This is a genomic window from Cupriavidus pauculus (assembly GCF_008693385.1).
Lineage (GTDB): Bacteria > Pseudomonadota > Gammaproteobacteria > Burkholderiales > Burkholderiaceae > Cupriavidus > Cupriavidus pauculus_D.
The window spans coordinates 761,902-787,548 of sequence record NZ_CP044065.1 but is presented as its reverse complement, the minus strand read 5'-3'; the positions used below and the strand labels follow the sequence as shown (position 1 = coordinate 787,548).

Genomic DNA, 25,647 nt, shown 5'->3' with positions numbered 1-25,647 from the left:
CGCGTTGCGTTGCTTACTGCGTGGCCTGCTGCAGATCGTTGCGCCACCAGTTGCCCAGGACCCAGCCTTCGGCCGTGTAGTAATACGGCAGGCGCTTCGGGTACGACAGGGCTTTCCGATACGCCACCCGGTGTGATGCACTGTACCAGTTTGGCACGATGTAGTAACCGTGCATGAGCACACGATCGAGCGCGCGGCCGGCCGTGATCAGCTCGCCGCGCGACTCCGCGTGCAGCACCGCGTCCACGAGCTTGTCCACCGCCGCCGACTTCAGGCCGAACAGGTTGTCGGAGCCCGGCATGGCGGCCGCTTCCGACGAGAAACGGTCGCGCAGTTCGTTGCCGGGGCTCTGGGAGTCCGGGAAACGGATGGAGACCATGTCGAAGTCGAAGTCCTCGAGCCGCTTCTGGTACAGCGCGAAGTCGGTCGTGCGCTGGTGCACCTCGATGCCGAGCGTCTGCAGGTTACGCACGTACGTGGTGATCACGCGGCTCATCGCCCCGCCGTCGTCGAGGAACTCGAAGACCAGCGGTTCGCCCTTGGCATTGCGCAGCGCACCATCCTCGTAGGTCCAGCCGGCGGCCGCGAGCAGGCGGCGTGCCTCGCGCAGATTGTCCCGCAGCGATCGTGGCGGATTCGTGGTGGGCTGGACGACCTCGGGGCCGAACACCTCGGGCGGCAGCTCGGCGCGCAGCGGCTCCAGCAGCTTCATTTCGCCGGGACCGGGACGCCCGTCATAGGTGGCGCTCGCCGCGAGTTCGCTGTTCGAGAACCAGCTGTCGAGGCGCTTGTATGCCCCATAGAACAACTGACGGTTCAGGTACTCGAAATCCATGGCGAGAATGAGCGCCTTGCGCACGTTCACGTCCTGGAACACCGGCTTGCGCATGTTCATGACGAAGCCCTGCATGCCGGCGCCGTTGCGATGCGGAAACTCGGTCTTGATCAGATCCTTGTCGCGGAAGCGCGGGCCGTCGTAGCTCTTGGCCCAGTTCTTCGCGCGGTATTCGACGATCGCGTCGAACTCGCCCGCCTTGAATGCCTCGAGCCGCGCGGTCTCGTCCTTGTAGAGTCGATAGACCACACGCGCGAAGTTGAACGTGCCGCGGCGCACGGCGAGGTCCTTGCCCCAGTAGGCGGGATTGCGCTTGAACGTGATGCCTCGACCGGCGTCATAGCGCTCGATCAGGTAGGGCCCGCTGGCGATCGGCTCCTCGAAGGTCAGCTTCTCGAACGGCACCTTGGCCGTCCATTTCTTCGAGAACACGGGGAGCGACCCCACGATCAGCGGCAGTTCGCCGTTGCGCTGCTTGAAGTCGAAGCGAACCGTGCGCTCGCCCGTGACCACGACCGCCTTCACGTCCATGCACATGCTGCGGTAGCCGGGGCTGGCCCACTTGCCCATCAGCATGTCGTAGGAGTATTTGACATCCGATGCCAGCACCGGATCGCCGTTGGCGAAGCGCGCCTCCGGGCGGATGCGGAAGGTCACGGACATCTCGTCCGGGGCCACGGCGACATCTTCGGCAAGCAGACCGTAGGCGCTGGCGGTTTCATCGGCGCTGCTGATCAGCAGGGACTCGAACATCAGCGTGTTCAGGCCCGGCGCGGACGTGCCCTTGAGCGTAAACGGGTTGAACTTGTCGAAACTGGTACGGCGGTCCGGGTTGGCGAGCGTGAGCGTGCCACCCTGCGGCGCGTCCGCATTGACGTAGTCGAATTGCTTGAAATCGGCCGGATACTTGAGATCGCCGTGCAGCGCAAAGCCATGCGCCGCGTAACCCGATAGGGGAAAACCCGAAGCCAGCACGAGCGCCAGTGCCAGACCCCACTGCAGTACCGCGCCACGACGGAAATACTGCCTTGCCGCCTGAAGCGGCCAACGTGCGCGAATCAGCATCCCGATGCAGACCTCCAAGAATATCCCGACATATCCCGACCCCACCTGGCCGCCAGAGGCCAGGCAAAGATGTGCGACAATTTTACATGGGTCCGGATAGCTACCAGCCATCCGGACATTCCCTTTGGCATGCGCGTGCATGAAGCATGCCCGCAAGACATTACACCTTGGAGAATTTAATGGGATTTCTGGCAGGTAAGCGGATCCTGATCACTGGCTTGCTGTCCAACCGCTCGATCGCCTACGGCATCGCGTCGGCCTGCAAGCGCGAAGGCGCCGAACTGGCCTTCACCTACGTCGGCGAACGTTTCAAGGACCGCATCAACGACTTCGCCAAGGAATTCGGCACGGACATGGTGTACGAATGCGACGTCGGCAGCGACGAGCAGATCGCCGCGCTGTTCTCCGATCTGGGGCAACGCTGGGAAAAATTCGACGGTCTGGTGCATTCGATCGGCTTCGCGCCGCGCGAGGCGATCGCCGGCGACTTCCTCGAGGGCCTGTCGCGTGAAGGCTTCCGCATTGCGCACGATATCTCGGCTTACAGTTTCCCTGCACTCGCGAAGGCCGCCCTGCCGCTGCTGTCGGACAAGGCATCGCTGGTCACGCTGACGTACCTCGGCTCCGAGCGCGTCGTGCAGAACTACAACACGATGGGCCTGGCCAAGGCATCGCTCGAGGCGAGCGTGCGTTACCTCGCCTCGTCGGTCGGCCCGCGCGGCATTCGCGCGAACGGCATCTCGGCCGGTCCGATCAAGACGCTCGCGGCGTCGGGCATCAAGGGCTTCGGCAAGCTGCTGGGTCACTTCGAGAACGTGGCCCCGCTGCGCCGCAACGTGACGATCGACGAAGTCGGCAATGTGGCGGCGTTCCTGCTGTCCGACCTGTCGAGCGGCGTGACCGGCGAGATCACGTATGTGGACGGCGGCTTCAATATCGTTGGCGCGAGCGTCGACGACGAGTAATGTCCGTGCCTTGACGTCCGTGCATTAGGACCTGCGCCCGATGGCCCCGCTCTTCGACGAGCGGGGCGCGCAGGTGCTGCACAAACGTTCCAGACCGGCCGGCGCGGGGCGCGGTAACATCGTCGTTCCGCCGCCCTCCCGACCGTCATGGACACCGCTACCCCCTCCCGCAACTGGATCGACCTCCGGCACGATGCTGCCTCGGGGATCGAGACGCTGCGCGCGCACTTCGAGGGGCACGCCTATGACCCGCACTGGCACGACTACTACATGGTCGGCTATACCGAGCAGGGCATCCAGCAGTTCCATTGCCGCAAGTCGCTGATCAGCAGCACGCCGGGCCAGGTGTTCATGCTCGAACCCGGCGAGGTGCATGACGGCCACGCGGTAGCGCCCGACGGGTTCACCTACTCCATTCTCTGCCTCGATCCGCACATGGTGGATACGCGCCTGCGCGCGCTGTTTCCCGACATGCCCGATCGTTTTCAGCCGAGCTTCGCCCATACGCTGATGCCCGATGCCGCGCTGGCGACGGCGGCGGCCGACGCCTTCCGGGCCACGCACGATCCCGAGCTCCGCATCGTCCGCGATGCCGCGCTCGATGCGCTGTTCGATCGGCTGACCGCGCATGTGCACTGGCGCAGGCGCATCGGGGAAGATCCGCGGCTGCCCGTGGTGGCGCAGCGCGCGCGGGAGTTCCTGCACGAGCATGCCGCCGAGGATATCGGGCTCGACGATCTGGTCCGCGCGACCGGCGTGGATCGCTATCGGCTGACACGCGCGTTCAAGGCCGCGTTCGGGCTTGCGCCTCATGCCTACCTCGTGCAGTTGCGGCTCTCGCATGCGCGGCGGCTCATGGCCACGGGCGCGACACCGGCGGATGCGGCCGCGGCGTCGGGCTTTGCCGATCAGAGCCACCTCGGCCGCTGGTTCCGGCGCACCTATTGCATGACGCCCGCGCACTACCGTGAGCGCTGCTCAAACGTTCCAGACGCCCCCTAGGCCGCGCCGCAATACTGGGCGCATGAATCCCGCCCTCCTCCCCTTTCTCCTGTTCGCCTTCGTGGCATCGATCACGCCCGGGCCGACCAATATCCTCGTGTTCTCCAACAGCGCGCGGCGCGGTGTGACCGCATCGGTGCCGATGATTCTCGGCGGCTGCGGCGGTGCCGCGCTGCTCGTGCTGGCCGTGGGGCTCGGCATTGGCCATACGCTGGCCGAGCATCCCGATCTGCAGCGGGCGATGGCGCTGGCCGGCGCGCTCTGGCTCACGCGCATGGCGTGGCAGTTGTTTCGCAGCGCGCCCACCGGCGTGGAAGTCAGCGGCGCGCCGGCCGCGCGGCCGCTTGGCTTTCTCGGCGCGGCGGGGCTGCAGCTCGTCAATCCGAAGACATGGGTGATGGGAATTGCCGTCGTCAGCCTGTTTGCCGGGCATGACGCCGACCAGACCCATGACGTCGCGCTGCTGTCGCTGGTGTTCTTCTGCGTGGCCATTCCCTGCATGTTCGTGTGGGCCTGGCTCGGTGCCGCGGCCGCGCGGCTCTTGCGGTCGGCGGTCTGGGTGAAGCGGTTCGACCGGCTGATGGCGGTATTGCTGTTCGGCTCGGCCTGGTGGGGGTTTCTCGGTTAGCGGTTCGCTACTGTTGCGGGGCAGCAAAATGTCCTTGCTGTCGTCCGTTTAAAGATGTATCGTGAATACACATTAAACGACGACGACTCAACGGAGCGCATCATGGAAGCCCATGACAACACCCCCCTCAGCCTGGATCTGCATCGTGAAACCCGCAGCCTCTCGGACCGTATCGCGCTTGGCATCACGCTGACGCTACGGTTCTTTGCGGATACGTTCTTCGCCAAGCGCTATGGCAACCGGGCCATCGTGCTGGAGACCGTGGCCGCGGTGCCCGGCATGGTCGGCGCGATGCTCGTGCACCTGAAGTGCCTGCGGTGGATGATCGACGACCATGACTGGATTCGCACGCTGCTGGACGAGGCCGAGAACGAACGGATGCACCTGATGACGTTTATCGAGATCGCCAGGCCCAGCTGGTTCGAGCGCGCGGTGATTCTGGTGGTGCAGGCGGTGTTCTTCGTGGCGTTCTTCGTGCTGTACCTGGTGTCGGCGCGCACCGCGCATCGGCTGGTGGGGTACTTCGAGGAGCAGGCCGTCATCAGCTACACGCTGTACCTCGCGGAGATCGACGCGGGCCGCGTGGAGAACGTGCCGGCGCCCGATATCGCCATCGCTTACTGGAACCTCGCGCCGACGGCCCGGCTGCGGGATGTGGTGGTGGCGGTGCGGGAGGACGAGTGTGGGCACCGCGATGTGAATCATGGGTATGCGGATGCGTTGTCGCGGACCGCGGTGCATCAGGTTGGGTGATCGACTTACACCACGGCGTTCGCGCGTCCCTCCCAATAGCCAGCTCTCAATGCCTTCTTGTCGATCTTGCCGAGTGGGGTCAGCGGTAGCGATGTCGTGAATTCCACCGTCTTGGGGGCCATCACCGGCCCCTTTCGCGTTTTGACGAACGCGATGAGTTCCTCCGCCGTGGCTGCCGCGCCCGTGCGCAGGACCACGATGGCCTTGACCGCCTCCCCCCACTTCTCGTCGGGTACGCCGATCACGGCCGCGCTTGCGATCGAAGGGTGACCCGCTAGCGCGTTCTCCAGTTCCTGCGGGTAGATATTGAAGCCGCCGGAAATGATCATGTCTTTCTTGCGATCGACGATATGGAAGTACCCGTCGGCGTCCTGATAGGCCATGTCCCCCGTATGCAGCCAGCCGTCGCGCAGCAGTTCCCGCGTGGCCTCCGGCTTGTTCCAGTAGCCGCGTGTCACGTGCGGCGCGCGGACGCACAGTTCGCCGATGCCACCGTCGCGCGGCAGCGTGTTGCCCAGGTCATCGACGAGCCGCACCGACACGCACGGATACGGCTTGCCCGCGGCAGTCAGCTTGTCGCCACGCGGATGCAGATGATCTTCCGCGGTCAGCGACAGGATGGTGCCCGGCACCTCGGTCTGCCCGTAGTTCTGGTGCAGGATCGGCCCGAACAGCGCGAGCGCCTGCGCGAGGCGGTGTTGCGAGATGGGCGCGGCCGTGTAGACGATGCGCCGCAGGCTGCCGAGATTCACCGCCGCGATGCGCGGGTGGTCCATCAGCGCGTAGAGCATCGTCGGGACCAGAAACAGCGTGGTCGCATCGCCCGCGTGAATGGCATCGAGCGTGCGGTCCGCGTCGAAGCCGTCGTGGACGACGACCGTGCCGCCGCGGACCAGTACCGGAATGACGAGCGCGCCCGCGCCATGCGACAGCGGCGACGACACGAGCAGCCGCGTCGAGCTATCGAATCCCTGTTCGGCGATATGGAGCAGCGACGCAAACGCGAGCGCGCGGCTCTCGGTGATCACGCCCTTGGGCACGCCCGTGGTGCCGCCCGTGTAGATCAGGCGGATATTGTCGTCGGGCGCCTCGCACGCCTTCAGCGGCCGCGGTGTGTAGCCGGAAACTTCGCGCCAGAAATCGGCGATGCCGGGCACGGCATCGTGCGAGGCCAGCCGCAACGATTGTTGCGACGTCGGGCTCGCGTCCTTCACGAGTGCCTGACCGCGCGCGGTCCGTGCCACATCAACGACGAGCAGCACCGCGCCACTGTCCTCGAGCATATAGCGGTGATCGTCGAGACTGGCCGAGTAGTTCGGAATCACGGACACATAGCCGCCGATAAACGCGGCCGCCATGATCACGAACATCTCGTGGCGATTGCTCGTGAGCTGCATGATCGCATCGCCGCGCCTGAGGCCGATGGCCTCGAAATGCTGCAGCGTGCGGCTGATCTGCTCGGCCACGTGGGTATAGGTCACCGCGCGGCCGCGGCAGGCGAACGCAGTCCGCGGGCCGTGGCGCTCGAGCGCGTTGACGATCATGTCGCCGACACCGGCGGCCGAGTACAGCAGTGAATCGGAATTCGCCATCATTGCTCGCCAAGCTTCTTTTCGCGGATCAGCGCACCGAGCCGATCCGATTCCTTGTGCACGCGCGCGACAAAGTCTTCCGACGACGAGACCTCGATGTCGTAGCCTTCGGCGAGCAGTTGCTCCTTGAGCGCCGGGTTGGCCAGCGCGCGGCGGACCCCATTGCGCAACCGGTCGGCGGCCTCCTTCGGCAAGCCGGCCGGCGCGATCAGGCCCACCCATGACGAGGCCTCGAACCCGGGATAGGTCTCGGCCACGGTCGGCACGTTGGGCAGCAACGGCGATCGCCTGACGCCGCCGGTGGCCAGCGCGTGGAGGCGGCCGTCCTTGATATACGGCAGAAAGTAGCCGAGCGTGCCGGATGCCATGTCGTAGCGGCCGGAAAGCAGGTCCGGCAGAAACGACCCGCCACCGCCCTGATACGGGACGGGCAGCAGGTCCACGCCAGCCAGATTGCCTAGCAGCAGCGGATACAGATGATTCGACGTGCCCTGCCCCGTGGACCCGAACGACACGGTGCCCGGCTTTGCCTTCGCCGCCTGCGTCAGCGCGGCCAGCGACGCGTAGGGCTTGCTCGTGACGAGCACGTGCGGCGCGGAGACGACGAGCGTGACATAGGTGAACGACTTGAACGTGTCGTACGGCAGCGCGCGAAACATATGCTGGTTGACGGCCTGCGAATCGAACACGACGCCCAGCGTGCTGCCGTCGGGCTTTGCGCGCGCGACTTCGGCGGTGCCGAGCGTGCCGCCCGCGCCGGGCTTGTTGACCACCACATACGTTTCGCCCAGTTCCTGCGAGAGGCCGTTGGCAACGATGCGCGCGATGCGGTCGGTGGTGCCGCCGGCCGAGTACGGGACGATGACCTGCGTGGTCTTGCCGGACTGCGCGCGTGGGGCGCCGGGAAATGCGAGCGCACAGGCTGTGGCGCAGGCGGCGAGCAGCAGTGCGCGCCGGCCGCCTGTCATCGCTGGCATGGCGCCCGGTCGAGCGCGGGGCGTGGTTCGGGTCATCTTGTCTCCTCCTCTTGGGATGGTGCGCGGACGTCGTTGCGTCCGCTGTCGTCTGTTTGGCGGAACCGCTAGCGCGCGGGGCCGTCGTAGGCAATCGACCGGTCGGCGCGGTCGGCCATCAGAAAGCCGATGGGCCGGGCCGATTCCTCGTACAGATGGGCGAGCAAGCCGGCCGTACGGGCGAGGATCGGGATGCCTTTGAGCGCGCCAACCGGAAAGCCCGCCTGCAGCAGCACCGCCGGAATCGAGCCCGATGCGTTGATCGGCAACTGGCGGCCATAGACCGACGGAATCAGCCGCTCCACCGCGAACAGCGCATCGAGGTACGGGCCGCGGACCTGCAGTTCCTCGGCCAGCGCGAGCAGGCGCGCGGTGCGCGGATCGCCGCCGGCATGGAGCGGATGTCCATAGCCGGGCACGGTCTGCCCCGCGGCCTTGCGCGCCGCGAGCGCGCGTTGCGCCACGGCGTCGAGCGTGTCGCCCGATGCCGCGTGCGCGCTGACGATCTCGTGCAGGAAGCGTCCGCACAGCTCCGACGTTCCCATCACGACCGTGCCCGCGCCGAGGATGCCCGCCGCGACCGCGCCCTGCAGCGCGGCGGGGTCGGCATCGTAGGTCATGCGCGCGGCGAGCACGGTCGGCGTGAGGCCATGCTCGGCGATGGCGACCAGGGCCGCGTTGACGAGCCGGCTCTGCGCGGCGGTGGGCGTGCTGCCCGTGAGCAGAAAGACATAGAAATCCGCGAAGCCGATCCTCCCGATGAGGTCGTCGCAGAGGTCCTTGCCCCGGATGGTGATGTGGTCCGCATCGGCCATGCAGATGGCGGTATGCGGGTCGTCTTGCCTGCCGATTCTCATGTCTCCTCCTGCGTTGTCTGCACGCTTTGTTTCGAGAAGATTCTAAGGAGACGCGCTAGATTGACAAAGTAGATTATTTGTATGCTAATCATCGACACCATCTATAGCGAATACGAGCCCGAACATGGAACTCAGGCATCTGCGATATTTCGTGGCGCTGGCGGAGCGGCTGAACTTCACCGCGGCCGCCCAGCAGGTTCACGTCACGCAGCCGACGCTGTCGCACCAGATCAAGCAGCTCGAGAACGAGCTCGACATGGTGCTGTTCGAGCGCACCGAGCGGCGCGTGAGCCTGACGGCGGCCGGCATGCTGTTTCTGCCGAAGGTCATCGAGGCGCTGAAAACGCTGGACAGCGGCACCGCGCTGCTCAAGGCGTCGGCCACACTGTCGGGGCATCTGCGCATCGCCACGTCGCAGACGTTCAATCTGGCCATCGTGCCGCGCACGGTATTGCTGTTCCGGCAGCAGCACGAGAACGTGCGCGTGACCATCGAGGAACTGACGCTGGCCGATATGACGCGCGCGCTGCGGGGGAACGAGATGGACCTCGCCATCGCCTACCAGCCGACCGATGCGCACGACATGGTGTTCGAGCCGCTATGCGACGAAGAGCTCGTGCTGTTTCTGCCGGGCGACCATGCGCTCGCGCGGCGCAAGCGCGTGCGCATGATCGAGCTGCACGGGCGCGACATGGTGATGCTGTCCGCGCGCTACAAGACGCGGCAGATCATCGACGATGCGCTGGCTTCCGCCGGCACGGTACCGAACGTGATCATCGAGTCCGGCACGATTCCGTCGCTGCTGAACCTCGTGCGCGAGACCGGCGCGCCGACGATCCTCTCGCGCTATGCGCTGACGCCGGACTCTCCGCTGAAGGCCATCCCGCTCGAGAGTCCGCGTCCGACGCGCACGACGGGCCTGATCTATAGCAGCCGCCGCGCGCGCGCGCCGCTGGAGACCGCGTTCGGCGCGCTGCTGCGCAAGGTGGCCTTGAGCTATATCCCCACGTGACCGCCGTTGCCGGACGCCCGGCGCGGGGTCTTCCCATCGGTGGCGGCGTTTTTGTCGCGATGACGTACCGGTTTCCGATGTGCGCCGCTTAGTGACGGTTTTGTAATAGTTCGGTCAGTCAGAGGAAAGTGCCGCGGGCCAATACTGGATTCAACTCTTCATCACTCACCGATGAGAGTCCAGATAGCCGAATAGCCCCTCCTCTACCAGCGAGAACAACATGACTGACCTGAACCGACGCAAGGTAATGATCGGTGCTGCCACCACCGCCTTCGCCGCCGCTGCCGCCTCCGCCCATGCAGCCTCCTTCGGCAACCCCGACCGGCCGCCCGAAGGCGCCATCAACGCGGTCAATCGCAATGGCCTGACGGATCCCGGTCCGGGCAACCCCGCGCTGCAGGAACAGTTCCCCTCGTTCCAGAACGCGCCGGCGACCGACGTCAACGGCATGCCGTTGTTCTGGGCCTCGTTCAACAATGCGCACAAGCGCATCCAGAACGGCGGCTGGGCACGCGAGGTCACGCAGGAAGACTTCGCAATCTCCAAAGACATCTCGGGCGTGAACATGCGCCTGTCCGCGGGCGGCATTCGCGAGATGCACTGGCACCAGCAAGCCGAGTGGGCGATCATGCTCGACGGCAAGTGCCGCATCACGACGCTCGACGAGGAAGGCCGTCCGTCCGTGCAGGACGTGAAGGCCGGCGACCTCTGGTACTTCCCGCCGGGCCTGCCGCACTCGCTGCAGGGCGCGGGCACCACGGGCGCCGAATTCCTGATCGCGTTCGACAACGGCATGGCATCGGAATTCAATACGCTGCTGCTGACCGACTGGATCGCGCATACGCCGCCCGAAGTGCTGGCCGCGAACTTCGGCGTGCCCGCGGACGCGTTCAAGAACATCCCCGTCGATAACCTCTGGATCTTCCAGGGCAAGGAGCCCGGTCCGCTGGCCGCCGCGCAGCGCGCGTCGGCATCGAAGAAGGGCCCGCCCGCGCTGCCCGTGGTGTTCTCGCTCTCCGATTCCGCACCCGTGAAGAAGACGCGTGGCGGCCAGGTGCAGATTGCCGACAGCCGCAACTTCAAGATCTCGCAGAACGTTGCCGCCGCGCTCGTCACGGTGAAGCCGGGCGGCCTGCGTGAACTGCACTGGCATCCGAATGCCGACGAATGGCAGTACTACATCAAGGGCAAGGGTCGCATGACGGTGTTCGACACCGGCCCCAAGGCGATGACGGCGGACTTCAACGCGGGCGATATCGGCTACGTGAAGAAAGGCCTCGGCCACTACGTGCAGAACGTCGGCAATACGGACCTGATCATGGTCGAGGTCTTCAAGGCCGATCACTTCGCCGAGGTGGGCCTGTCCGACTGGCTCGCGCACACCCCGCCGGAGATGGTCATGCAGACGCTGAACATCGATGCCGCCACGCTCGCACAATTCCCGAGCGACCGGCCCGACATCATGCCGGAATAAGCCGGCGCGGCACCCGGGCGGCCGCGGCCGCCCGCTGCGTTGCAAGACAACACCGCAGGACAACAAGCAATAACAGGCGCCACACATGACAGGGGGAACATGCCGTGCGACCGATGACAACGTCCAGTACCACTCTTTCGCTGACCGACCGGACGTCGCGCTCGATGCGCGCGGCGCTCGAGGGGCGCCGCAACGGCCTGCGCGCGTTCCTGCCGTTCGTCGGCCCGGCGTTGATCGCTTCGGTCGGCTATATGGATCCCGGCAACTTCGCCACCAATATCGAGGCAGGCTCGCGCTATGGCTACGAGCTGCTGTGGGTGGTGCTGCTGTCGAGCCTGATCGCGATGTTCTTCCAGGCGCTGTCGGCGCAGGTGGGCATCGTGACCGGCAGCAATCTCGCGGAGCTCTGCCGTGAACACTTCCCGCGGCCGGTATCGCTCGCGATGTGGGTCGCGTCGGAGGTCGCGGCGATCGCCACCGATCTTGCCGAGTTTCTCGGCGGCGCGCTCGCGCTATCGCTGCTGTGCCATCTGCCGATGCTCGCGGCGATGGGCATCGTCGCCGTGGTCACCTTCGCGCTGCTGTCGCTCGAGTCCCGCGGCTTTCGGCCGCTGGAGATCGCCATCGCGCTGCTCGTGACCGTGATCGGCGGCACATACGTATGCGAACTGCTGATCGCCCCGCCCGACTGGTCTGCCGTGGCCGTGCATGCCATCGTCCCGCATCTGCGCGACAAGGATGCGCTGATGCTCGCGGTCGGTATCGTCGGCGCGACGATCATGCCCCATACGCTGTACCTCCACTCCGGTCTTACCCAGCACCGCGCGGTCACGGCGAACGTGCACGAGCGGCGACGGCTGATCGGCTTCTCGAACCGCGAGGTCGTGCTCGCGCTGGGCGCGGCGGCGCTCGTCAATATGGCGATGGTCGTCATGTCGGCTACCGTCTTCCACAAGAGCGCGCCGGCCATCGACGACATCGGCGTGGCCTATCACACGCTGATTCCGATCCTCGGCGGCGGTGCCGCGGTGATTTTCCTGATCGGGCTGCTGGCCTCGGGTGTATCGAGTTCCGTGGTCGGCACGATGGCCGGCCAGATCATCATGCAGGGCTTCGTGCGCGTGCGCATTCCGATGTGGGTGCGGCGCGTGGTGACGATCGCCCCGGCATTCGCGATCGTCGCGCTGGGCTGCAACGTCACGAACGCGATGATCGCGAGCCAGGTGGTACTGAGCATGGCCCTGCCGTTGCCGATGATCGCGCTGCTCGTGCTCGGCGCGCGCCGCCGCGTGATGGGCGAGTTCGCGATGAAGCGCCGGGTGCTGGTGGCGGCGTCGGCCGCGGCGGTGCTGATCGTCGCGCTGAACGGCCTGCTGATCTGGCAGGCGGTGATGTGATGGCCGCCGCTGGCGTCTGCCTGTACGCTACGCCCGCGCGGGCGGCGGCGCGCACGACTCGCGCACGATCACGTGCGTGGTCAGCCGGATCTCCCGGCGCGCGCGGGGATCGATCGTGGCGGAGGCCGCGGTATCGGCTGCCTCGGTCGCCGTAGCTGCCGTCCCGCTGCCGCCGATCGCTCCCATCAGCACCTCGGCCGCGGCGGTGCCCACGGCTTCCAGATCCCAGCTCACCGCCGTGATCGCGGGCGAGTACAGCTGCGGCAGATCGCCATCGCCTACGCAGATCAGGCTGACATCGTGCGGGACACGCAGGCCGGTCTGCTTCATGGCCTGCAGCACGCCGGACAGAATGCGCGTGCCGAGGCAGACAAACGCCGTGGGACGATCCGGGGCCGACAGCAACGCCAGCGCATCGCTGAACGAGAAGTCCATGGCCGAGCGGCTCGACCGCACGAGCGTGTCATCGACCGTGACGCCGCGACCCGCGAGCGCGTGCCGATAGCCGTTGATGCGCTCGCGGCCGGGACGCAGCGCGCCGTCGGAGGTCATCAGCGCGATGCGCGTATGGCCAAGGTCGAGCAGATACTGCGTGGCGTCGCGGGCCCCGCCGAAGTGGTCCACATGGACGCCGGCACCTTCGTCGCCGAAGTCGCGGTCGAGCGCCACCACGGGCAGGTCGCGCGCAAGCTGCCGCAAATGGTCCGGACGCTCGACCTCGCACGGGCCGAGGATCAGGCCATCCACGCGACGGCGGCGAAACAGCTCCACCATCATGTCCTCGCGCGCATTGCTGTTGTGCGTGTTACCGACGACCATCGCATACCCTTCGCGCTGCAGACGCATCTCCACGGCGGTGATGATGCGCGCATAGAGCGGGTTGGCGAGGTCGGATACCAGCAGGCCCACGACCCCCGACGTCCCCGTGCGCAGGCTTTGCGCGATGGGATCGGGCGCGTAAGCCAGTTCCCTGGCCGCGCGCTCGACGGCCTGCAGCGCCGCTTCGCTCACGGGACCGCTGCGATTGAGCGCGCGCGAGGCGGTGCCCAGCGATACGCCGGCCGCGCGCGCCACGTCACGGATCGTGACGCGGGGGGACACGACGGGCCGCGTTGCAGCCTTGGCGATGGCCTTGTCAGCGGGCTTGTCCGAATCGGGCGGTCGCGTGCGGCGCATGAACGAGTGAGCGTGGTGGGCAGTGGTGCGTGGGATTATCGCCGATCGGGTCGGGCACCGATCAGTAGACCGCGCGGCCGCCGCTGATATCGAACACCGCGCCCGTGCTGAAGCTGCACTGCGCGGAGCACAGCCACGCGGCCATCTCTGCGACTTCCTCCACGCGCACGAAGCGTTTCATCGGCACACGCGCAAGCAGGCGTTCGCGCAACGGCTCGCGCTCTTCCTCGCGATACATGCCAAAGATCTCGGTATCGGCCGCGCTCGGCGTGATGCAGTTGACCAGCACGCCGAGCTCCGCGAGTTCCTTGCCGAGGCTCTTGGTCAGCGAGATCAGCGCCGCCTTCGAGGCCGCGTAGGCACCCGCGAACGCGTTGCCGTCCTTGCCGGCGACCGAGGCCATATTGACCACGCGTCCCCAGCCGGCCGCCACCATCGACGGCACGACCACCTGCGCGCACGTCAGTGCGCCGAACACGTTGACGTCGAACGCGCGCTTCCAGTCGTCGAGCGAAGCCTCGAGCGTCGGGCCGCTGCGCGCAAGGATCGCGGCGTTGTTGACGAGCGCGGTCGGCGTGCCGAGTGCCGCCACCGATTGCGCGAACGCCTGCTCCACCTGCGCGCGGGCGGTGATATCGACGGCGACCGCATGAACGCGCGCGCCCCGTTCGCGCAGTGCCGCCGCGGCGGCATCGAGCGCCGCGGCATCGCGGTCCCATAGCGCTACCGCGCTGCCCTCGGCCGCCAGCCGCTGGCCGATCGCAAGGCCGATGCCGCGCGCGGCGCCCGTGATCACGGCAACGCGGGAGGCCGGCGGGTCGATGGCGAGCGTGCTCATACGTTCACCGCCGGTGCCGGGACCGCGATCCGCCGGATCGGGTCCGTGCCGTCCCATGCCTGCGCGGCGGCGGCGATCGTGGCGAAATACTCGCCCTTGCCGCCCGCCATCTCCGAGATCTCGACGATATTGCCGGGCAGGTCCGGATGCAGGTAGTACGCGAAACGGCCGCGCATGCCCATGCGGCCGCCGTGCCCCTCGACATAGCCGCGCGCGCACAGCCATTCGGCATACACGTCGAACCGGTCGCCGGTCCAGTAGGCGATGTGCTGCATGCCCTCGCCCCCGCGTGCCAGCGAGTCCAGATACAACGACGGCGCGTCGTTGCGCTGCTGGATCAGTTCGATCTGCACCCCGCCGGAGTTGGCCAGCGCGATGGACAGGTCCGGCAGTGCCGATGGCTTGCCGTAGTAGCGGAACTCGGTGGTGCCCACCGCTTCCTTGTAGAACCACGGGCCGACGCCGAGGACTTCGCTCCAGTGGCGCATGGCGCGTTCGATGTCGTGGACGACGTAGCCGATCTGGCGCACGCCGCCGAACTGCTGGCTCATGCCGGTCTCCCTGTTCTCTGCAATATTTGTGGAAACGTTTCCAATCTCAGAGTGTAGAGCAGCAGCGGCGGTTCAAGCATATAGCGTTAACCATGATTGCCGTTGCTGACGCCTCGATCGAAACTTTATGGAAACGTTTCCACACGTTTGCGAAATCAAGAACGCCCGCGCAGCGACCGACGACGGGCGACGACTCATGGAGACCCCGCATGAAGACCACGCTCGCCGCCGCCCTGCTGCTGGCGATATCCACCGCGTCGATCGCGGCGCCCGATAACGCCGCCGACTATCCCGACCGCCCGATCCGCATGCTGCTGCCGTTCTCGGCCGGCGGCGGCGGCGACATCCTCGGGCGCCTGCTGGCCGAGCGGCTGTCCGCGCGGCTGCGGCAGCCCGTCGTGGTCGAGAACAAGCCTGGCGCGGCGGGCACCATCGGCACCCACGCGGTGGCCACGGCCGCGGCCGATGGCTACACGATCATGATCGGCGGCATGTCGACGCATCAGCTTGCGCCGGCGACTTATGCAAAGCTCCCCTACGATCCCCTGCGCGATTTCCAGAGCCTGGGCGCGATCGGCAGTTCCTCGATCGTGATGGTGGCGTCGAACAGCTATCCCGCGAACAACCTCGCGGAGACGATCGCGATGGCGCGCAGGCAGATGGCGCAGGGCCAGGCCGCGCCGATCCAGTATGCAAGCTGGGGCGCGGGCTCCACCGGCCACTTCTGCGGCGAAGTGCTGCGCCAGAAGACGGGCATCGCCATGCAGCATGTGCCGTACAAGGGCACGTCGCAGATCATCACCGACATCCTTGGCAACCATATTGCCGTGGGCTTCGTCGATATGGTCACCGCCACGCCTTTCGTGAAGGAAGGCAAGGTCAAGGCCCTGGCCGTCTGCACGCGCCGTTCGCCGAGCCTGCCCCAGGTGCCGAGCTACAAGGAACAGGGCGTGGACTTCGACCGCGAGCTCAACTGGGCCGCGTATGTGCCGGCCAAGACGCCGAAGCCGATCGTCGACAAGCTGTCCGCGGCGCTGGAGGGCACGCTCAAGGAGCCCGAGGTCGTGAACAAGCTGCTGTCGCTCGGCATCTCCGCGCGCTACCTCTCCGGCGCCGAGCAGCAGGCCATCAACGCGCGCGATATCCCGATATGGAAGGAGATCGCCCGGCAGGCCAATATCAGCCTCGACTGAAACCTGTCCGCACCCTCGACACCCTCTACACAAGTCACCACAGGAATCCTCATGACGACCACACTCGACGCCGCACGCATCCAGACCGTGCGCGATCATATGGCGCTCGAATGCGTGCACGACTGGGACGCGGTCATCGGCACGTTCGCGCATCCGCGCTACGAGATGCACGGCACCGGCGCGATCTTCGACGGCGAAGCGGAGGTACGCGGCTACTTCGATGCCTCGCGCGAGCCCTTTCCCGACCTGAAGAACGAGATCATCGCGATTGCCGCGGCCGACGAAACCGTGCTCGTGGAGTTCTGGCTGCAGGGCACCCATCTTGGACCGCTGCGCGCCAATGGCAAGGTCTTCGCGCCGACCGGCCGCACGTTCCGCGTGCGCATGGCGGCGACTTTCGAGTTCGCGCCGGGCTCCGACAAGATCGTCTGCGAACGTCCATACTCGGCGCCCGACGCCAAGCTGCGCGCGCTCGGCTTGCTCTAATCCCGGGAGACCCATCATGGCACTGCCCAAGTCCTTTACGCATCAGGAACGCCTGCTCTCGGTCAATATCGGAGACGCCACGCCGTTCCCCGGCTCCGAGGCCGGCTCGACCATCATCCCGCTGTTTCTCGATCGCGAGAACGGCGTCTGGGTGCTCTACGGCAAGTTCGATCCCGGCACCACGCTGCCGCCCCACTTCCACACGGGAACCGTGCATTTCTTCACGACGCGCGGCGAATGGAACTACGTCGAGTATCCCGACGACCGGCAGACCGCCGGGAGTTATCTCTACGAACCGGGCGGCTCGATCCATACGTTCTCGGTACCGGCCGACGCGAAGGAGCCCGCGGAGGGCTTTATGGTCGTGTACGGCGCGAACGTCATCTTCAAAGATGGCGAGTTCCAGGGCGTGCGCGACGCGGGCGCGATCGAAGACGGCATTCTCAATGCGGCCAGGGCGATGGGATTGCCGGTGCCGCGTTATATCCGGCCGGGGAGCGGCGCGAAATTCTCGCGCGACTGAGCGTACAGCACTGGGCGGCCATTTAGTCGCTGCGGGCCTGACGCTCTACTATCCGGACCGGCGGTGGACGGCACAATCGTGACCTGAGGCCGCGACAGACGGATCAGGAGAAGCCCACCACCGCGTGCGGAACGTAGGGCGCCTCGAGTTGCGCGAGCTCTTCGTTCGTCAGCGTCAGTTCCAGCGCGGCCACGGCGTCCTCGAGGTGGCCCGGCTTCGACGCGCCGACGATCGGGGCCGAGATCCCGCTTTTGGACAGCACCCAGGCGAGCGCCACCTGCGCGGGCGGCACGCCGCGTGCGCGGGCCACCTGTGCGACCGCTTCCACGACCTTGCGGTCCGCATCGGCGGTGTGGGCGTAGAGGTTCTTGCCGAACTCGTCGGTCTCGGTACGGCTCGTCTTCTCGTCCCACGGGCGCGTGAGGCGGCCGCGCGCGAGCGGGCTCCATGGAATCACGCCAATGCCTTCCGCCTGGCACAGCGGCAGCATTTCGCGCTCTTCCTCGCGATAGAGCAGGTTCACGTAGTTCTGCATGGTGGAGAAGCGCGTCCAGCCATTGGCCTTCGACGTATGCAGCATCGTCGCGAACTGCCACGCGAACATCGACGATGCGCCGATATAGCGGACCTTGCCGGCCTTGACGAGGTCGTGCAGCGCTTCGAGCGTTTCCTCGATCGGCACCGAATAATCGAAGCGATGGATCTGGTACAGGTCGATGTAGTCGACGCCGAGCCGCCGCAGCGAGTTGTCGGCCTCCTGCAGGATCGCCTTGCGGCTCAGCCCGGCGCCATTCGGGCCCTTGTGCATGCGGCCGTTGACCTTGGTCGCGATGACCACTTCCTCGCGGCGCGTGAAGTCTTTGAGCGCACGTCCGACGATCTCTTCCGACGTGCCATCCGAGTACACATTGGCCGTGTCGAAGAAGTTGATGCCGGCTTCCACCGCCTGCCGGATCAGCGGGCGGCTCTGTTCTTCATCCAGCGTCCACGGGTGCGCGCCGCGCTCGGGCACGCCATAGGTCATGCAGCCGAGGCATACGGCGGAAACGTCGAGCCCGGTCCTGCCAAGCTTCCGGTATTTCATTACGCTCTCCAGACAGTCGAAATGTGTTCGATGGCATTCGCCCCGTGCATTTGGGCAACGTGGCGGCCATCGACATCATATTTCGTTCTATCTGGAAAGATCATGCGGCGATCGTGAAAACGTCATGCGGCTGCGCTGGAAGATCGGGCGCTCTCCACGACCCGCTCGAACTGGTTCACGAGCGCTTCCACGGGCGTATAGCCGGCCGCCACCTGATATAGGTTCTGCCCGGCGCGCAGGGCGACGACGGGAAAGCTGTTGACGCCCCACTGCCGTACCGTGCGGAAATCCTGCGCGGTCTCGGCCATCACGGCGTCGCTTCGCCATGCCGCGAGGAACGCCTCGGCCGTCACATCGTGCCCTTGCGCGGTCAGCGCCGCGACCGCGGCCTCGGCCAGCACCGCGCCGTCCGTCGTATCCCGTCCCTCGACGTAGAACGCCCGCTGGAGCGCGCGGAAGACGGCCAGCAGATCGGCGTCGGGCATAAGGCCACGCGCCGCCACCACCGCGCGGCAGATCGGCTCGGTATCGTAGACGAAGCCCTCGCGCGCGAGGAATGCCTCGCGGTTGAACGGCAGGCCGCTGGCCTGTTCCACGCGCGCCCAGTGCTGCAGACGAAAGCGCTTGCCCGCGTCGTCGAGCACGTCGGTGGCGCCCGCGCGGATGCCGCCGACGAGTATGCGCAGCGGCAGGCCGGGATACCGCTCGCCCAGCTTGGCCTGCAGGGCCGTCATCTCCTTGCCGAATCCGTAGCACCACGAGCACATCGGGTCGCCGATATAGATCAGTTCGAGTTCCTGCGTCATGACGTGTCCTTCGATCATTTGTTGCGCGGGTCGTCGTCGGCATGGACGTAGTCGATGCCGAGCGGACCGGTACCCGTGACCTGCGTCACGTAGCCGCCGGAGCGCGCCCAGTGGAAATGCGGCGTGCCGCCCGGCAGCACGATCACGCTGCCCGGGGGATAGGCCACGAGCTTCTGCGGATCGAACTCGCCGCCGAGGCCGATATAGAACACGCCCGAGATCACGGTATAGATGCGGTCTTCCGGATGCACGTGCGGCATCAGCTTCACGCCCGCCGGCACGCTCACGCGCACGACGTAGGGTCCCGGCCGCGCGGGGTCGCCGACGAGGACCGAGAGTTGCGCGCCCTTCGGAAACGCCGGGAAAGCCGACCACTTGATGTCTTCCTGACGGATGGCGCCGTTCTCCTTCGGCGACAGCCCCGCCGCGTGGCCCGGCGCGGGCAATGCGCCCGCCAGGCCCGCCATCATGCCCATCCATACGCCTGCCTGCCTCGCTATGCCATTCATGATCGATACCTCTCGGTTGCATGTGGCTCGAACTATAGGGAGCAGCGCCGCGCGGATAAACGGCCGCAGGAGAACATGAATTGATACGCGGCGGAACAAATGGCCGCAGTTCCGACATGCAGAAAAGTTTCACGTGTTCGGCCGCAGCGGCGCGTTCCTGCACGGCGCGCGATCAGTCGATGGCCATCGCCTGATGCGGCCCGAAGAACTCGGTGATGCACCGCTCGGGCGGCACGCCGAGTTCCCGCAATGACTGGACCACGGTCGTCATGAACGGTGCCGGACCCACGATATAGACATCCACGTCGCGATCGGCCGGCAGGGACGCGCCCAGCAGGTCGCGAGACACGCGCCCCGGCGGCAGGCCGCCCGGCACCGACGGATCGTGGTCGTAGAAGAACGCGAATGTCACCCGCGGATACTCGGCAGCCAGCTGCTCCACGCGCATGCGGAACGCCTGCACCGCCGGACTGCGCGCGAAATGCAGGTAGCGGATATCGCGCGTCCCCTGCGCCGCCGCGGCTTCGAGCATCGCCATCAGCGGCGTCTGACCGACGCCACCGCCGATCAGCACCAGCGGCCGCGTCGTTTCCGCAAGCTGGAACACGCCCGCGGGCGCCGTGAGCTCGACGATATCGCCCGCCTTCACGTGGTCGTGCAGGAAGCCCGACACCACGCCACCGGGATCGCGCTTGACGCTGATGCGATAGCGCGTGCCATCCGAAACCGCCGAGAGCGAATAGTTTCTGCGCAGCGGCGCGCCATCCACGATCACCTGTATCGCGATGTACTGCCCCGGCGCATTGACCATGACCGGCCCGCCGTCCTCCGGCACCAGATGGAACGACACGATCTCTTCCGACTCGACGACGCGCTCCGCCACGCGAAACCGCCGAAAGCCACGCCAGCCGCCTTCGGTCGCGGCCTGCGTACCGTACATATCGTGCTCGGCGGCGATCAGCATGTCGGCCAGCTGCCCATACGCCGCGCCCCATGCCTCGATGACGACGGGCGTGGCCACATCGGGACCCAGCACTTCCCGGATCGAACGCAGCAGGTACTCGCCCACGACCGGATAGTGTTCCGGCTGCACCTGCAGCGAGACATGCTTGTTGACGACGCGCCCTGCCAGCTCCCCGAGCGCGTCGAGCTCGTCGATATGCTTCGCATACATCAGCACGCCGCCCGCCAGCGCGCGCGCCTGCGCGCCGGTGGCCTGGTGCGCGCTGTTGAACATGCCGCGCAGATCGGCGCGTTCGGTCAGCAGCAGGTCATAGAAGTGCGAGGTCAGCGCCTCCCCTCCCGCTTCGAGCAGCGGGACCGTCGATTTGACGATGTGCTGGTGTTCGGTCGATAGCATGCCGAGCTTCCCTTCTTCGCGTGATTGGCGTACTCAGCGTAGGCGGCGAACGCGGGCTTCGCAACGCCGCGCGCCCAGCCGTCGGTTAAGCCCCGTGAAAAGATGCAAACCGGGCTCGCGGCCGATGTGCCGCTGCGCTATCGTTTCAGCAGCTAGTGACGTATCGAAAGCGTGCGTTCTTGAAATCGCGCGCGGATGCACGACAGGCTCGGCGTGAGGGTGGACGCATGATGGGCCACATCAGCGGGCACGAGCCCGCCAGCCGCAGCCCCCGGAGCGAACGATGAGCCAAGAGAAGCCACGCATTGCCCCTTACACGCATGCCGCCGCAGGCTGGGGCGCCATCAAGTACGTTGCGCTCAGTCTGCTCCGCGAACGCGTCAACGGGCTCAACTACCGCGCGCTCTTCTATCAGAACCAGCCCCACGGCTTCGACTGTCCCGGCTGCGCATGGCCCGATCGCGAGCATGCATCCACGTTCGAGTTCTGCGAGAACGGTGTCAAGGCCGTCGCGGCGGAGACCACGAGCAAGCGCGTCACGCGCGAATTCCTCGCGGCCAATACCGTCGAGGCGCTGATGAAGCAGTCGGACTTCGAACTGGAGCAGCACGGCAGGCTGTCCGAGCCGATGGCCTACGATCCGATGACGGACACCTACCGCCCGATTGCGTGGCAGGCGGCCTTCGATCTGATTGCGGCGCACCTGCGCGCGCTCCCCTCCCCCGACGAGGCGGCGTTCTACACGTCCGGCCGCGCGAGCAACGAGGCGGCGTTCCTCTATCAATTGTTCGCGCGCGCCTATGGCACCAACAATTTCCCCGATTGTTCCAACATGTGCCACGAAGCGACCAGCCGCGGACTGCCGTTCTCGGTCGGCGTCGGCAAGGGCACGGTCACGCTGCGCGACTTCGAAAGCGCGGACACGCTGCTGCTGTTCGGCCAGAACCCGGCCACGAACCATCCGCGCATGCTGGGCGAGCTGCGCGAATGCGCGAAGCGCGGCGCCACGCTCGTGTCGATCAATCCGCTGCGCGAGCGCGGGCTCGAGCGCTTTACGAACCCGCAGAGCCCGGTGGAGATGCTGACGCTGTCCAGCACCAATATCTGCTCCGTCTTCGTCCAGCCGAAGCTCGGCGGCGACTTTGCACTGATCAAGGGCGTGGCCAAGCGCGTGCTGGAACTCGACGACGAAGCCGTCGCGGCGAATGCCGAGCGCGTGCTGGATGTCGAATTCATTGCGACGCATACCCACGGTTTCGAATCGTTTGCCGACGACCTGCGCAGGGAAACGTGGGAAACCATCGAGACCGAGTCCGGCGTGGCGCGCGAGGACATCGAGGGCCTGGCGCTCATCTACGCGCGCGGCAAGCGCGTGATCTGCACCTGGGGCATGGGCCTGACCCAGCACAAGCATTCGGTGCAGACCATCCAGCTGCTGTCGAACCTGATGATGATGCGCGGCAATATCGGCCGCGAAGGCGCGGGACTATGCCCCATTCGTGGGCATTCGAACGTGCAGGGCAACCGCACGGTCGGCATCGAGGAGAAGCCGACGCAGGCCTTTCTGGACCGGCTGGGCAGCGTGTTCGACTTCGAGCCGCCGCGCGAGCACGGCTATGACGTGGTCGAGAGCATCGAAGCGATGCGCGAAGGCAAGGTCAAGGTATTCATCGCGCTCGGCGGCAACTTCGCGATGGCCACGCCCGATTCGGAGATCACGTGGGATGCCCTCCGATCGTGCGACCTGACCGTGCATATCGCGACCAAGCTCAACCGCAGCCACCTGATCCACGGCAAGGCGGCCCTGATCCTGCCCACGCTCGGCCGCACGGAGATCGACATGCAGAACGGCGTCGCGCAGGGCGTGACGGTCGAGGATTCGGTGGCGATGGTGCATATCTCGTACGGCATGAAGCAGCCAGCGACGCCGATGCTGATGTCGGAGACCGCGATCGTGGCCAATATGGCCAGCGCGACGCTTGGCGAAGACAAGATTCCATGGCGCTGGTACGCGCAGGACTACAGCCGCATTCGCGACAAGATCGAGGCGGTGGTCGATGGCTTCGAGCAGTACAACGAGCGCGTCGCCCATCCGGGTGGGTTCCATATGCGCGTGGCGGCGCGCGAGCGGGAATGGGATACCGCGTCGGGCAAGGCCGAGTTCCTCGTCAACCCGCTGGTGGTCGATACGCCGATCCGCCGCGCGCAGGCCCGCTTTGGTGAACGCGTGATGGTGCTGATGACCACGCGCTCCCACGACCAGTACAACACCACGATCTATGCGCTCGACGACCGCTACCGTGGCGTCTTCGGCCAGCGCCGAGTCGTGTTCATCCACCGTGACGACCTGGCCATGCTCGGCCTGCGGGCCGGAGAATGGGTCGATATCACGACGGTATGGGATGACGACGTGGAACGGCGCGCGCCTGGCTTCCTGCTGGTGGAGTACAACATTCCACGCGGCTGCATTGGCGCCTACTATCCAGAGACGAATCCGCTGGTCCCGCTCGACAGCGTCGCCGACGTCTGCAATACGCCCACGTCGAAGTCCATCCCGGTACTGCTGCACCGGACAGCGGCGCCGGCCCTGCCCGCGGCGTCCTGAACCTTCATGCTTTTTCGTACGGATTCCCACCTCGCGCCAAACGGGCCATCGCCCGGGCGGTGCATCCACCCAAACCGGCAGGAGTCACAAATGAAAACTTTCATCACGCTGGCGGCGGTCGCCGCCCTCACCGCGGGTGCCGCGGGCACCGCCCTCGCGGGCACGCCCCACGACCGCTACAACCGCTCCGACAGCAGCACGGGCGGCTCGGATCCGCAGCGCATCAGCAACCGGGACGGCTACACGCCCGACGCCAATCGCGCGGGCGACAAGTTCGACCCGTACACGCAGGGCGCACGGTCGAGCACCGGCAGCGCGCTCGTCGATGACAAGTCGAAGGCGGCCAAGAAGCAAAAGCCCCAGAAGAAGCAGATGACCAAGCCGATGACGCAGTAACGGCGGCAGCCGACAGCAGCGATGCTGCCGTCGGCCGGCGATGGGGCTAGCGGGCCAGGCCGTCCGCCAGCGCCTTCAGGCCATCCTCGTAGATCTTCTGGAAGATCGCGGTGGCCTCCTGGTCGCTCACGCCGTTCGGCGTGAATTCTCCCGACCACTCCACGCGCGACGATTTGCCACCGTCGATGGGAATCACGCGCAATGTCGACAGGTAGTCGGTCACGGGGAACGGCGCCTTCAGGATCGCGTAGCTGTAGCTGCGCTGGTTCTGGTCGAACGCCATCAGCCGTTCGACGATCGCCTCGCCGTTCGGATTGGCGAGGTGGCGCACGCGCCCGCCCTCCGACAGCTCGCTCTTCGGGATATAGGGAAGCCAGTCGGGCAGCGAATCGAATCCGCCGATCAGGTTCCAGACGGTATCGGGCGCGACGGCGACCTCGATGCTCGTGGATGCTGTTGCCATGTCATCTCTCCTGCTGCGGGCCCATCAGCGATCGGTCGGCAGCGGCGCCTCGGGCGACACCAGCCCCTGCGCGCGCAGATCGCGCCAGAATTCGGCGGGAATGGATGCCTTCAGCGCCGCATGGTCCTCCGCGATGCGCTCGGGCTTGCTCGCGCCGGGAATCACCGCGACCGACGCCGGATGCGCGAGCGAGAACTGCAGCGCGGCCGCCTTGATGGGCACCTTGTGCTTGTCCGCAAGCGCGCGAATGCGCTCGACCTTTGCCAGGATCTCGGGCGACGCCTTCTGGTATTCGAAATGGGTGCCGCCCGCGAGGACGCCCGAGCTATAGGGTCCGCCGACCACGACCTCGACGTGCTTCTTCTCGCAGAGCGGCATCAGGCGCTGCAACGCCGAGGCATGATCGAGCAGCGAATAGCGCCCGGCCACGAGCAGCGCCGTCGGGCAGTGCTCGTCGAGATCGACGGCCAGCTCGCAGGGTTCGACGCGATTGACGCCGAGGCCCCAGGCCTTGATCACGCCCTGCTCCTGCAGCCGGCTGAGCGCGCGGAACGCACCCGTGCGTGCCGTCTCGAACTGCTGCAGCCAGGCATCGCCATGGAAATCCTTGGCGATATCGTGGATCCACACATAGTCGAGCCGATCGACACCCATCCGTTTCAGGCTGTCCTCGATGGACTGCATGGCGCCGCGCTCGGTGTAGTCGTAGACGATCTTGTTGGGTCGCCCATGTTCGAACAGGCCGCCCTTCTCGCCGAACTCGCGCTTGCCGGTCTCGATCTCGTCGAGGATCAGCCGGCCCACCTTGGTGCTCAGCACGTAATCGTCCCGCTTGTGCTTCGACAGCACCTTGCCGAGGCGAATCTCCGATAGTCCCGCGCCATAGAACGGTGCCGAATCGAAATAGCGTGTGCCCAGATCCCATGCCGCATCGACGGTCGCCTCGGCCTCGGCGTCCGGAATCTGGCGAAACATGTTGCCGAGCGGCGCGGCGCCGAAGCCTAGCGGACCATTGGGAAGCGTGTCGCGGATGCTCATTTCACTCTCCAGGGAATTGACTGCAA

General features: G+C 66.2%; 25 protein-coding genes. 12 read left to right on the top strand and 13 right to left on the bottom strand.

Annotation, left to right across the window (positions count from 1 at the left end; all coding sequences use genetic code 11):
• Positions 1-13: 13 nt before the first annotated feature.
• Positions 14-1,900 carry an extracellular solute-binding protein gene (locus FOB72_RS03710; protein ID WP_150371290.1) on the bottom strand — a complete coding sequence of 629 codons (1,887 nt, stop codon included), beginning with the start codon at positions 1,898-1,900 and terminating at the stop codon, positions 14-16.
• Between the two features lie 179 nt (positions 1,901-2,079).
• Between FOB72_RS03710 and fabI the strand changes: the two genes are divergently transcribed.
• From fabI to FOB72_RS03690, 4 genes are all read left to right on the top strand, one after another.
• Complete coding sequence (gene fabI, locus FOB72_RS03705) at positions 2,080-2,865, top strand: enoyl-ACP reductase FabI (RefSeq protein ID WP_150371289.1); 786 nt, start codon at positions 2,080-2,082, stop codon at positions 2,863-2,865.
• Positions 2,866-3,012: 147 nt separating this feature from the next.
• Positions 3,013-3,867: an AraC family transcriptional regulator gene (locus FOB72_RS03700; protein ID WP_150371288.1), complete on the top strand. Its 855-nt coding sequence runs from the start codon at positions 3,013-3,015 to the stop codon at positions 3,865-3,867.
• A 22-nt stretch (positions 3,868-3,889) separates the two neighbouring features.
• Positions 3,890-4,495 (top strand): LysE family translocator, encoded by a 606-nt coding sequence (locus tag FOB72_RS03695; protein ID WP_150371287.1) that lies wholly within the window; start codon positions 3,890-3,892, stop codon positions 4,493-4,495.
• Positions 4,496-4,597: 102 nt separating this feature from the next.
• Entirely contained in the window at positions 4,598-5,248 is a 651-nt protein-coding gene (locus tag FOB72_RS03690) for an alternative oxidase (protein ID WP_150371286.1), read from the top strand.
• 5 nt (positions 5,249-5,253) lie between these two features.
• On the opposite strand, the gene FOB72_RS03685 is transcribed toward FOB72_RS03690, so the two are convergent.
• The 3 genes from FOB72_RS03685 to FOB72_RS03675 form a co-directional block, all read right to left on the bottom strand.
• A complete protein-coding gene (locus tag FOB72_RS03685) occupies positions 5,254-6,843 on the bottom strand; it encodes an AMP-binding protein (RefSeq protein ID WP_150371285.1) in 1,590 nt (529 codons plus the stop codon).
• Positions 6,840-7,853, bottom strand: coding sequence for a tripartite tricarboxylate transporter substrate-binding protein (locus FOB72_RS03680; protein WP_150371284.1), 1,014 nt, complete (start codon positions 7,851-7,853; stop codon positions 6,840-6,842). The genes FOB72_RS03685 and FOB72_RS03680 overlap by 4 nt, the downstream gene beginning before the upstream one ends.
• 68 nt (positions 7,854-7,921) lie before the next feature.
• Positions 7,922-8,710: a citryl-CoA lyase gene (locus FOB72_RS03675; RefSeq protein WP_150371283.1), complete on the bottom strand. Its 789-nt coding sequence runs from the start codon at positions 8,708-8,710 to the stop codon at positions 7,922-7,924.
• 124 nt (positions 8,711-8,834) lie between these two features.
• Here FOB72_RS03675 and FOB72_RS03670 point away from each other — a divergent pair, with 124 nt between their 5' ends.
• The 3 genes from FOB72_RS03670 (at position 8,835) to FOB72_RS03660 (ending at position 12,593) form a co-directional block, all read left to right on the top strand.
• The gene (locus FOB72_RS03670; protein ID WP_150371282.1) at positions 8,835-9,722 is read left to right on the top strand and encodes a LysR family transcriptional regulator; all 888 of its coding nucleotides are present in this window, start codon (positions 8,835-8,837) and stop codon (positions 9,720-9,722) included.
• A gap of 220 nt (positions 9,723-9,942) precedes the next feature.
• Complete coding sequence (locus FOB72_RS03665) at positions 9,943-11,196, top strand: oxalate decarboxylase family bicupin (protein ID WP_150371281.1); 1,254 nt, start codon at positions 9,943-9,945, stop codon at positions 11,194-11,196.
• Between the two features lie 113 nt (positions 11,197-11,309).
• Positions 11,310-12,593 carry an Nramp family divalent metal transporter gene (locus FOB72_RS03660; RefSeq protein WP_150371280.1) on the top strand — a complete coding sequence of 428 codons (1,284 nt, stop codon included), beginning with the start codon at positions 11,310-11,312 and terminating at the stop codon, positions 12,591-12,593.
• Between the two features lie 27 nt (positions 12,594-12,620).
• On the opposite strand, the gene FOB72_RS03655 is transcribed toward FOB72_RS03660, so the two are convergent.
• The 3 genes from FOB72_RS03655 to FOB72_RS03645 form a co-directional block, all read right to left on the bottom strand.
• Positions 12,621-13,769, bottom strand: coding sequence for a LacI family DNA-binding transcriptional regulator (locus tag FOB72_RS03655; protein ID WP_150371279.1), 1,149 nt, complete (start codon positions 13,767-13,769; stop codon positions 12,621-12,623).
• A gap of 61 nt (positions 13,770-13,830) precedes the next feature.
• Positions 13,831-14,607 carry an SDR family NAD(P)-dependent oxidoreductase gene (locus FOB72_RS03650; RefSeq protein WP_150371278.1) on the bottom strand — a complete coding sequence of 259 codons (777 nt, stop codon included), beginning with the start codon at positions 14,605-14,607 and terminating at the stop codon, positions 13,831-13,833.
• Positions 14,604-15,158: a VOC family protein gene (locus FOB72_RS03645; RefSeq protein WP_150371277.1), complete on the bottom strand. Its 555-nt coding sequence runs from the start codon at positions 15,156-15,158 to the stop codon at positions 14,604-14,606. The genes FOB72_RS03650 and FOB72_RS03645 overlap by 4 nt, the downstream gene beginning before the upstream one ends.
• 209 nt (positions 15,159-15,367) lie before the next feature.
• On the opposite strand from FOB72_RS03645, the gene FOB72_RS03640 reads away from it, so the two are divergent.
• From FOB72_RS03640 to FOB72_RS03630, 3 genes are read left to right on the top strand one after another with little or no spacing between them, the layout of a single operon-like run.
• On the top strand, positions 15,368-16,351 hold the full coding sequence (locus FOB72_RS03640) for a Bug family tripartite tricarboxylate transporter substrate binding protein (RefSeq protein WP_150371276.1): 984 nt from the start codon (positions 15,368-15,370) through the stop codon (positions 16,349-16,351).
• 51 nt (positions 16,352-16,402) lie between these two features.
• Complete coding sequence (locus tag FOB72_RS03635) at positions 16,403-16,837, top strand: ester cyclase (RefSeq protein WP_150371275.1); 435 nt, start codon at positions 16,403-16,405, stop codon at positions 16,835-16,837.
• Between the two features lie 16 nt (positions 16,838-16,853).
• Positions 16,854-17,360: a 2,4'-dihydroxyacetophenone dioxygenase family protein gene (locus FOB72_RS03630; protein WP_150371274.1), complete on the top strand. Its 507-nt coding sequence runs from the start codon at positions 16,854-16,856 to the stop codon at positions 17,358-17,360.
• Positions 17,361-17,463: 103 nt separating this feature from the next.
• On the opposite strand, the gene FOB72_RS03625 is transcribed toward FOB72_RS03630, so the two are convergent.
• The 4 genes from FOB72_RS03625 to hmpA form a co-directional block, all read right to left on the bottom strand.
• Positions 17,464-18,444: an aldo/keto reductase gene (locus tag FOB72_RS03625; RefSeq protein WP_150371273.1), complete on the bottom strand. Its 981-nt coding sequence runs from the start codon at positions 18,442-18,444 to the stop codon at positions 17,464-17,466.
• A 122-nt stretch (positions 18,445-18,566) separates the two neighbouring features.
• A complete protein-coding gene (locus FOB72_RS03620) occupies positions 18,567-19,250 on the bottom strand; it encodes a DsbA family protein (RefSeq protein ID WP_150371272.1) in 684 nt (227 codons plus the stop codon).
• A gap of 14 nt (positions 19,251-19,264) precedes the next feature.
• Positions 19,265-19,759 carry a cupin domain-containing protein gene (locus FOB72_RS03615; protein WP_223851406.1) on the bottom strand — a complete coding sequence of 165 codons (495 nt, stop codon included), beginning with the start codon at positions 19,757-19,759 and terminating at the stop codon, positions 19,265-19,267.
• Between the two features lie 172 nt (positions 19,760-19,931).
• Entirely contained in the window at positions 19,932-21,119 is a 1,188-nt protein-coding gene (gene hmpA, locus FOB72_RS03610) for an NO-inducible flavohemoprotein (RefSeq protein ID WP_150371271.1), read from the bottom strand.
• A 283-nt stretch (positions 21,120-21,402) separates the two neighbouring features.
• Here hmpA and FOB72_RS03605 point away from each other — a divergent pair, with 283 nt between their 5' ends.
• Both FOB72_RS03605 and FOB72_RS03600 read left to right on the top strand, forming a co-directional pair.
• Positions 21,403-23,724 carry an FdhF/YdeP family oxidoreductase gene (locus FOB72_RS03605; protein WP_150371270.1) on the top strand — a complete coding sequence of 774 codons (2,322 nt, stop codon included), beginning with the start codon at positions 21,403-21,405 and terminating at the stop codon, positions 23,722-23,724.
• A 90-nt stretch (positions 23,725-23,814) separates the two neighbouring features.
• Positions 23,815-24,120 (top strand): hypothetical protein, encoded by a 306-nt coding sequence (locus tag FOB72_RS03600; RefSeq protein ID WP_150371269.1) that lies wholly within the window; start codon positions 23,815-23,817, stop codon positions 24,118-24,120.
• A gap of 46 nt (positions 24,121-24,166) precedes the next feature.
• On the opposite strand, the gene FOB72_RS03595 is transcribed toward FOB72_RS03600, so the two are convergent.
• Positions 24,167-24,583, bottom strand: coding sequence for an SRPBCC family protein (locus tag FOB72_RS03595; protein WP_150371268.1), 417 nt, complete (start codon positions 24,581-24,583; stop codon positions 24,167-24,169).
• A 24-nt stretch (positions 24,584-24,607) separates the two neighbouring features.
• The gene (locus tag FOB72_RS03590; protein WP_150371267.1) at positions 24,608-25,621 is read right to left on the bottom strand and encodes an aldo/keto reductase; all 1,014 of its coding nucleotides are present in this window, start codon (positions 25,619-25,621) and stop codon (positions 24,608-24,610) included.
• Between the last annotated feature and the right edge of the window lie 26 nt (positions 25,622-25,647).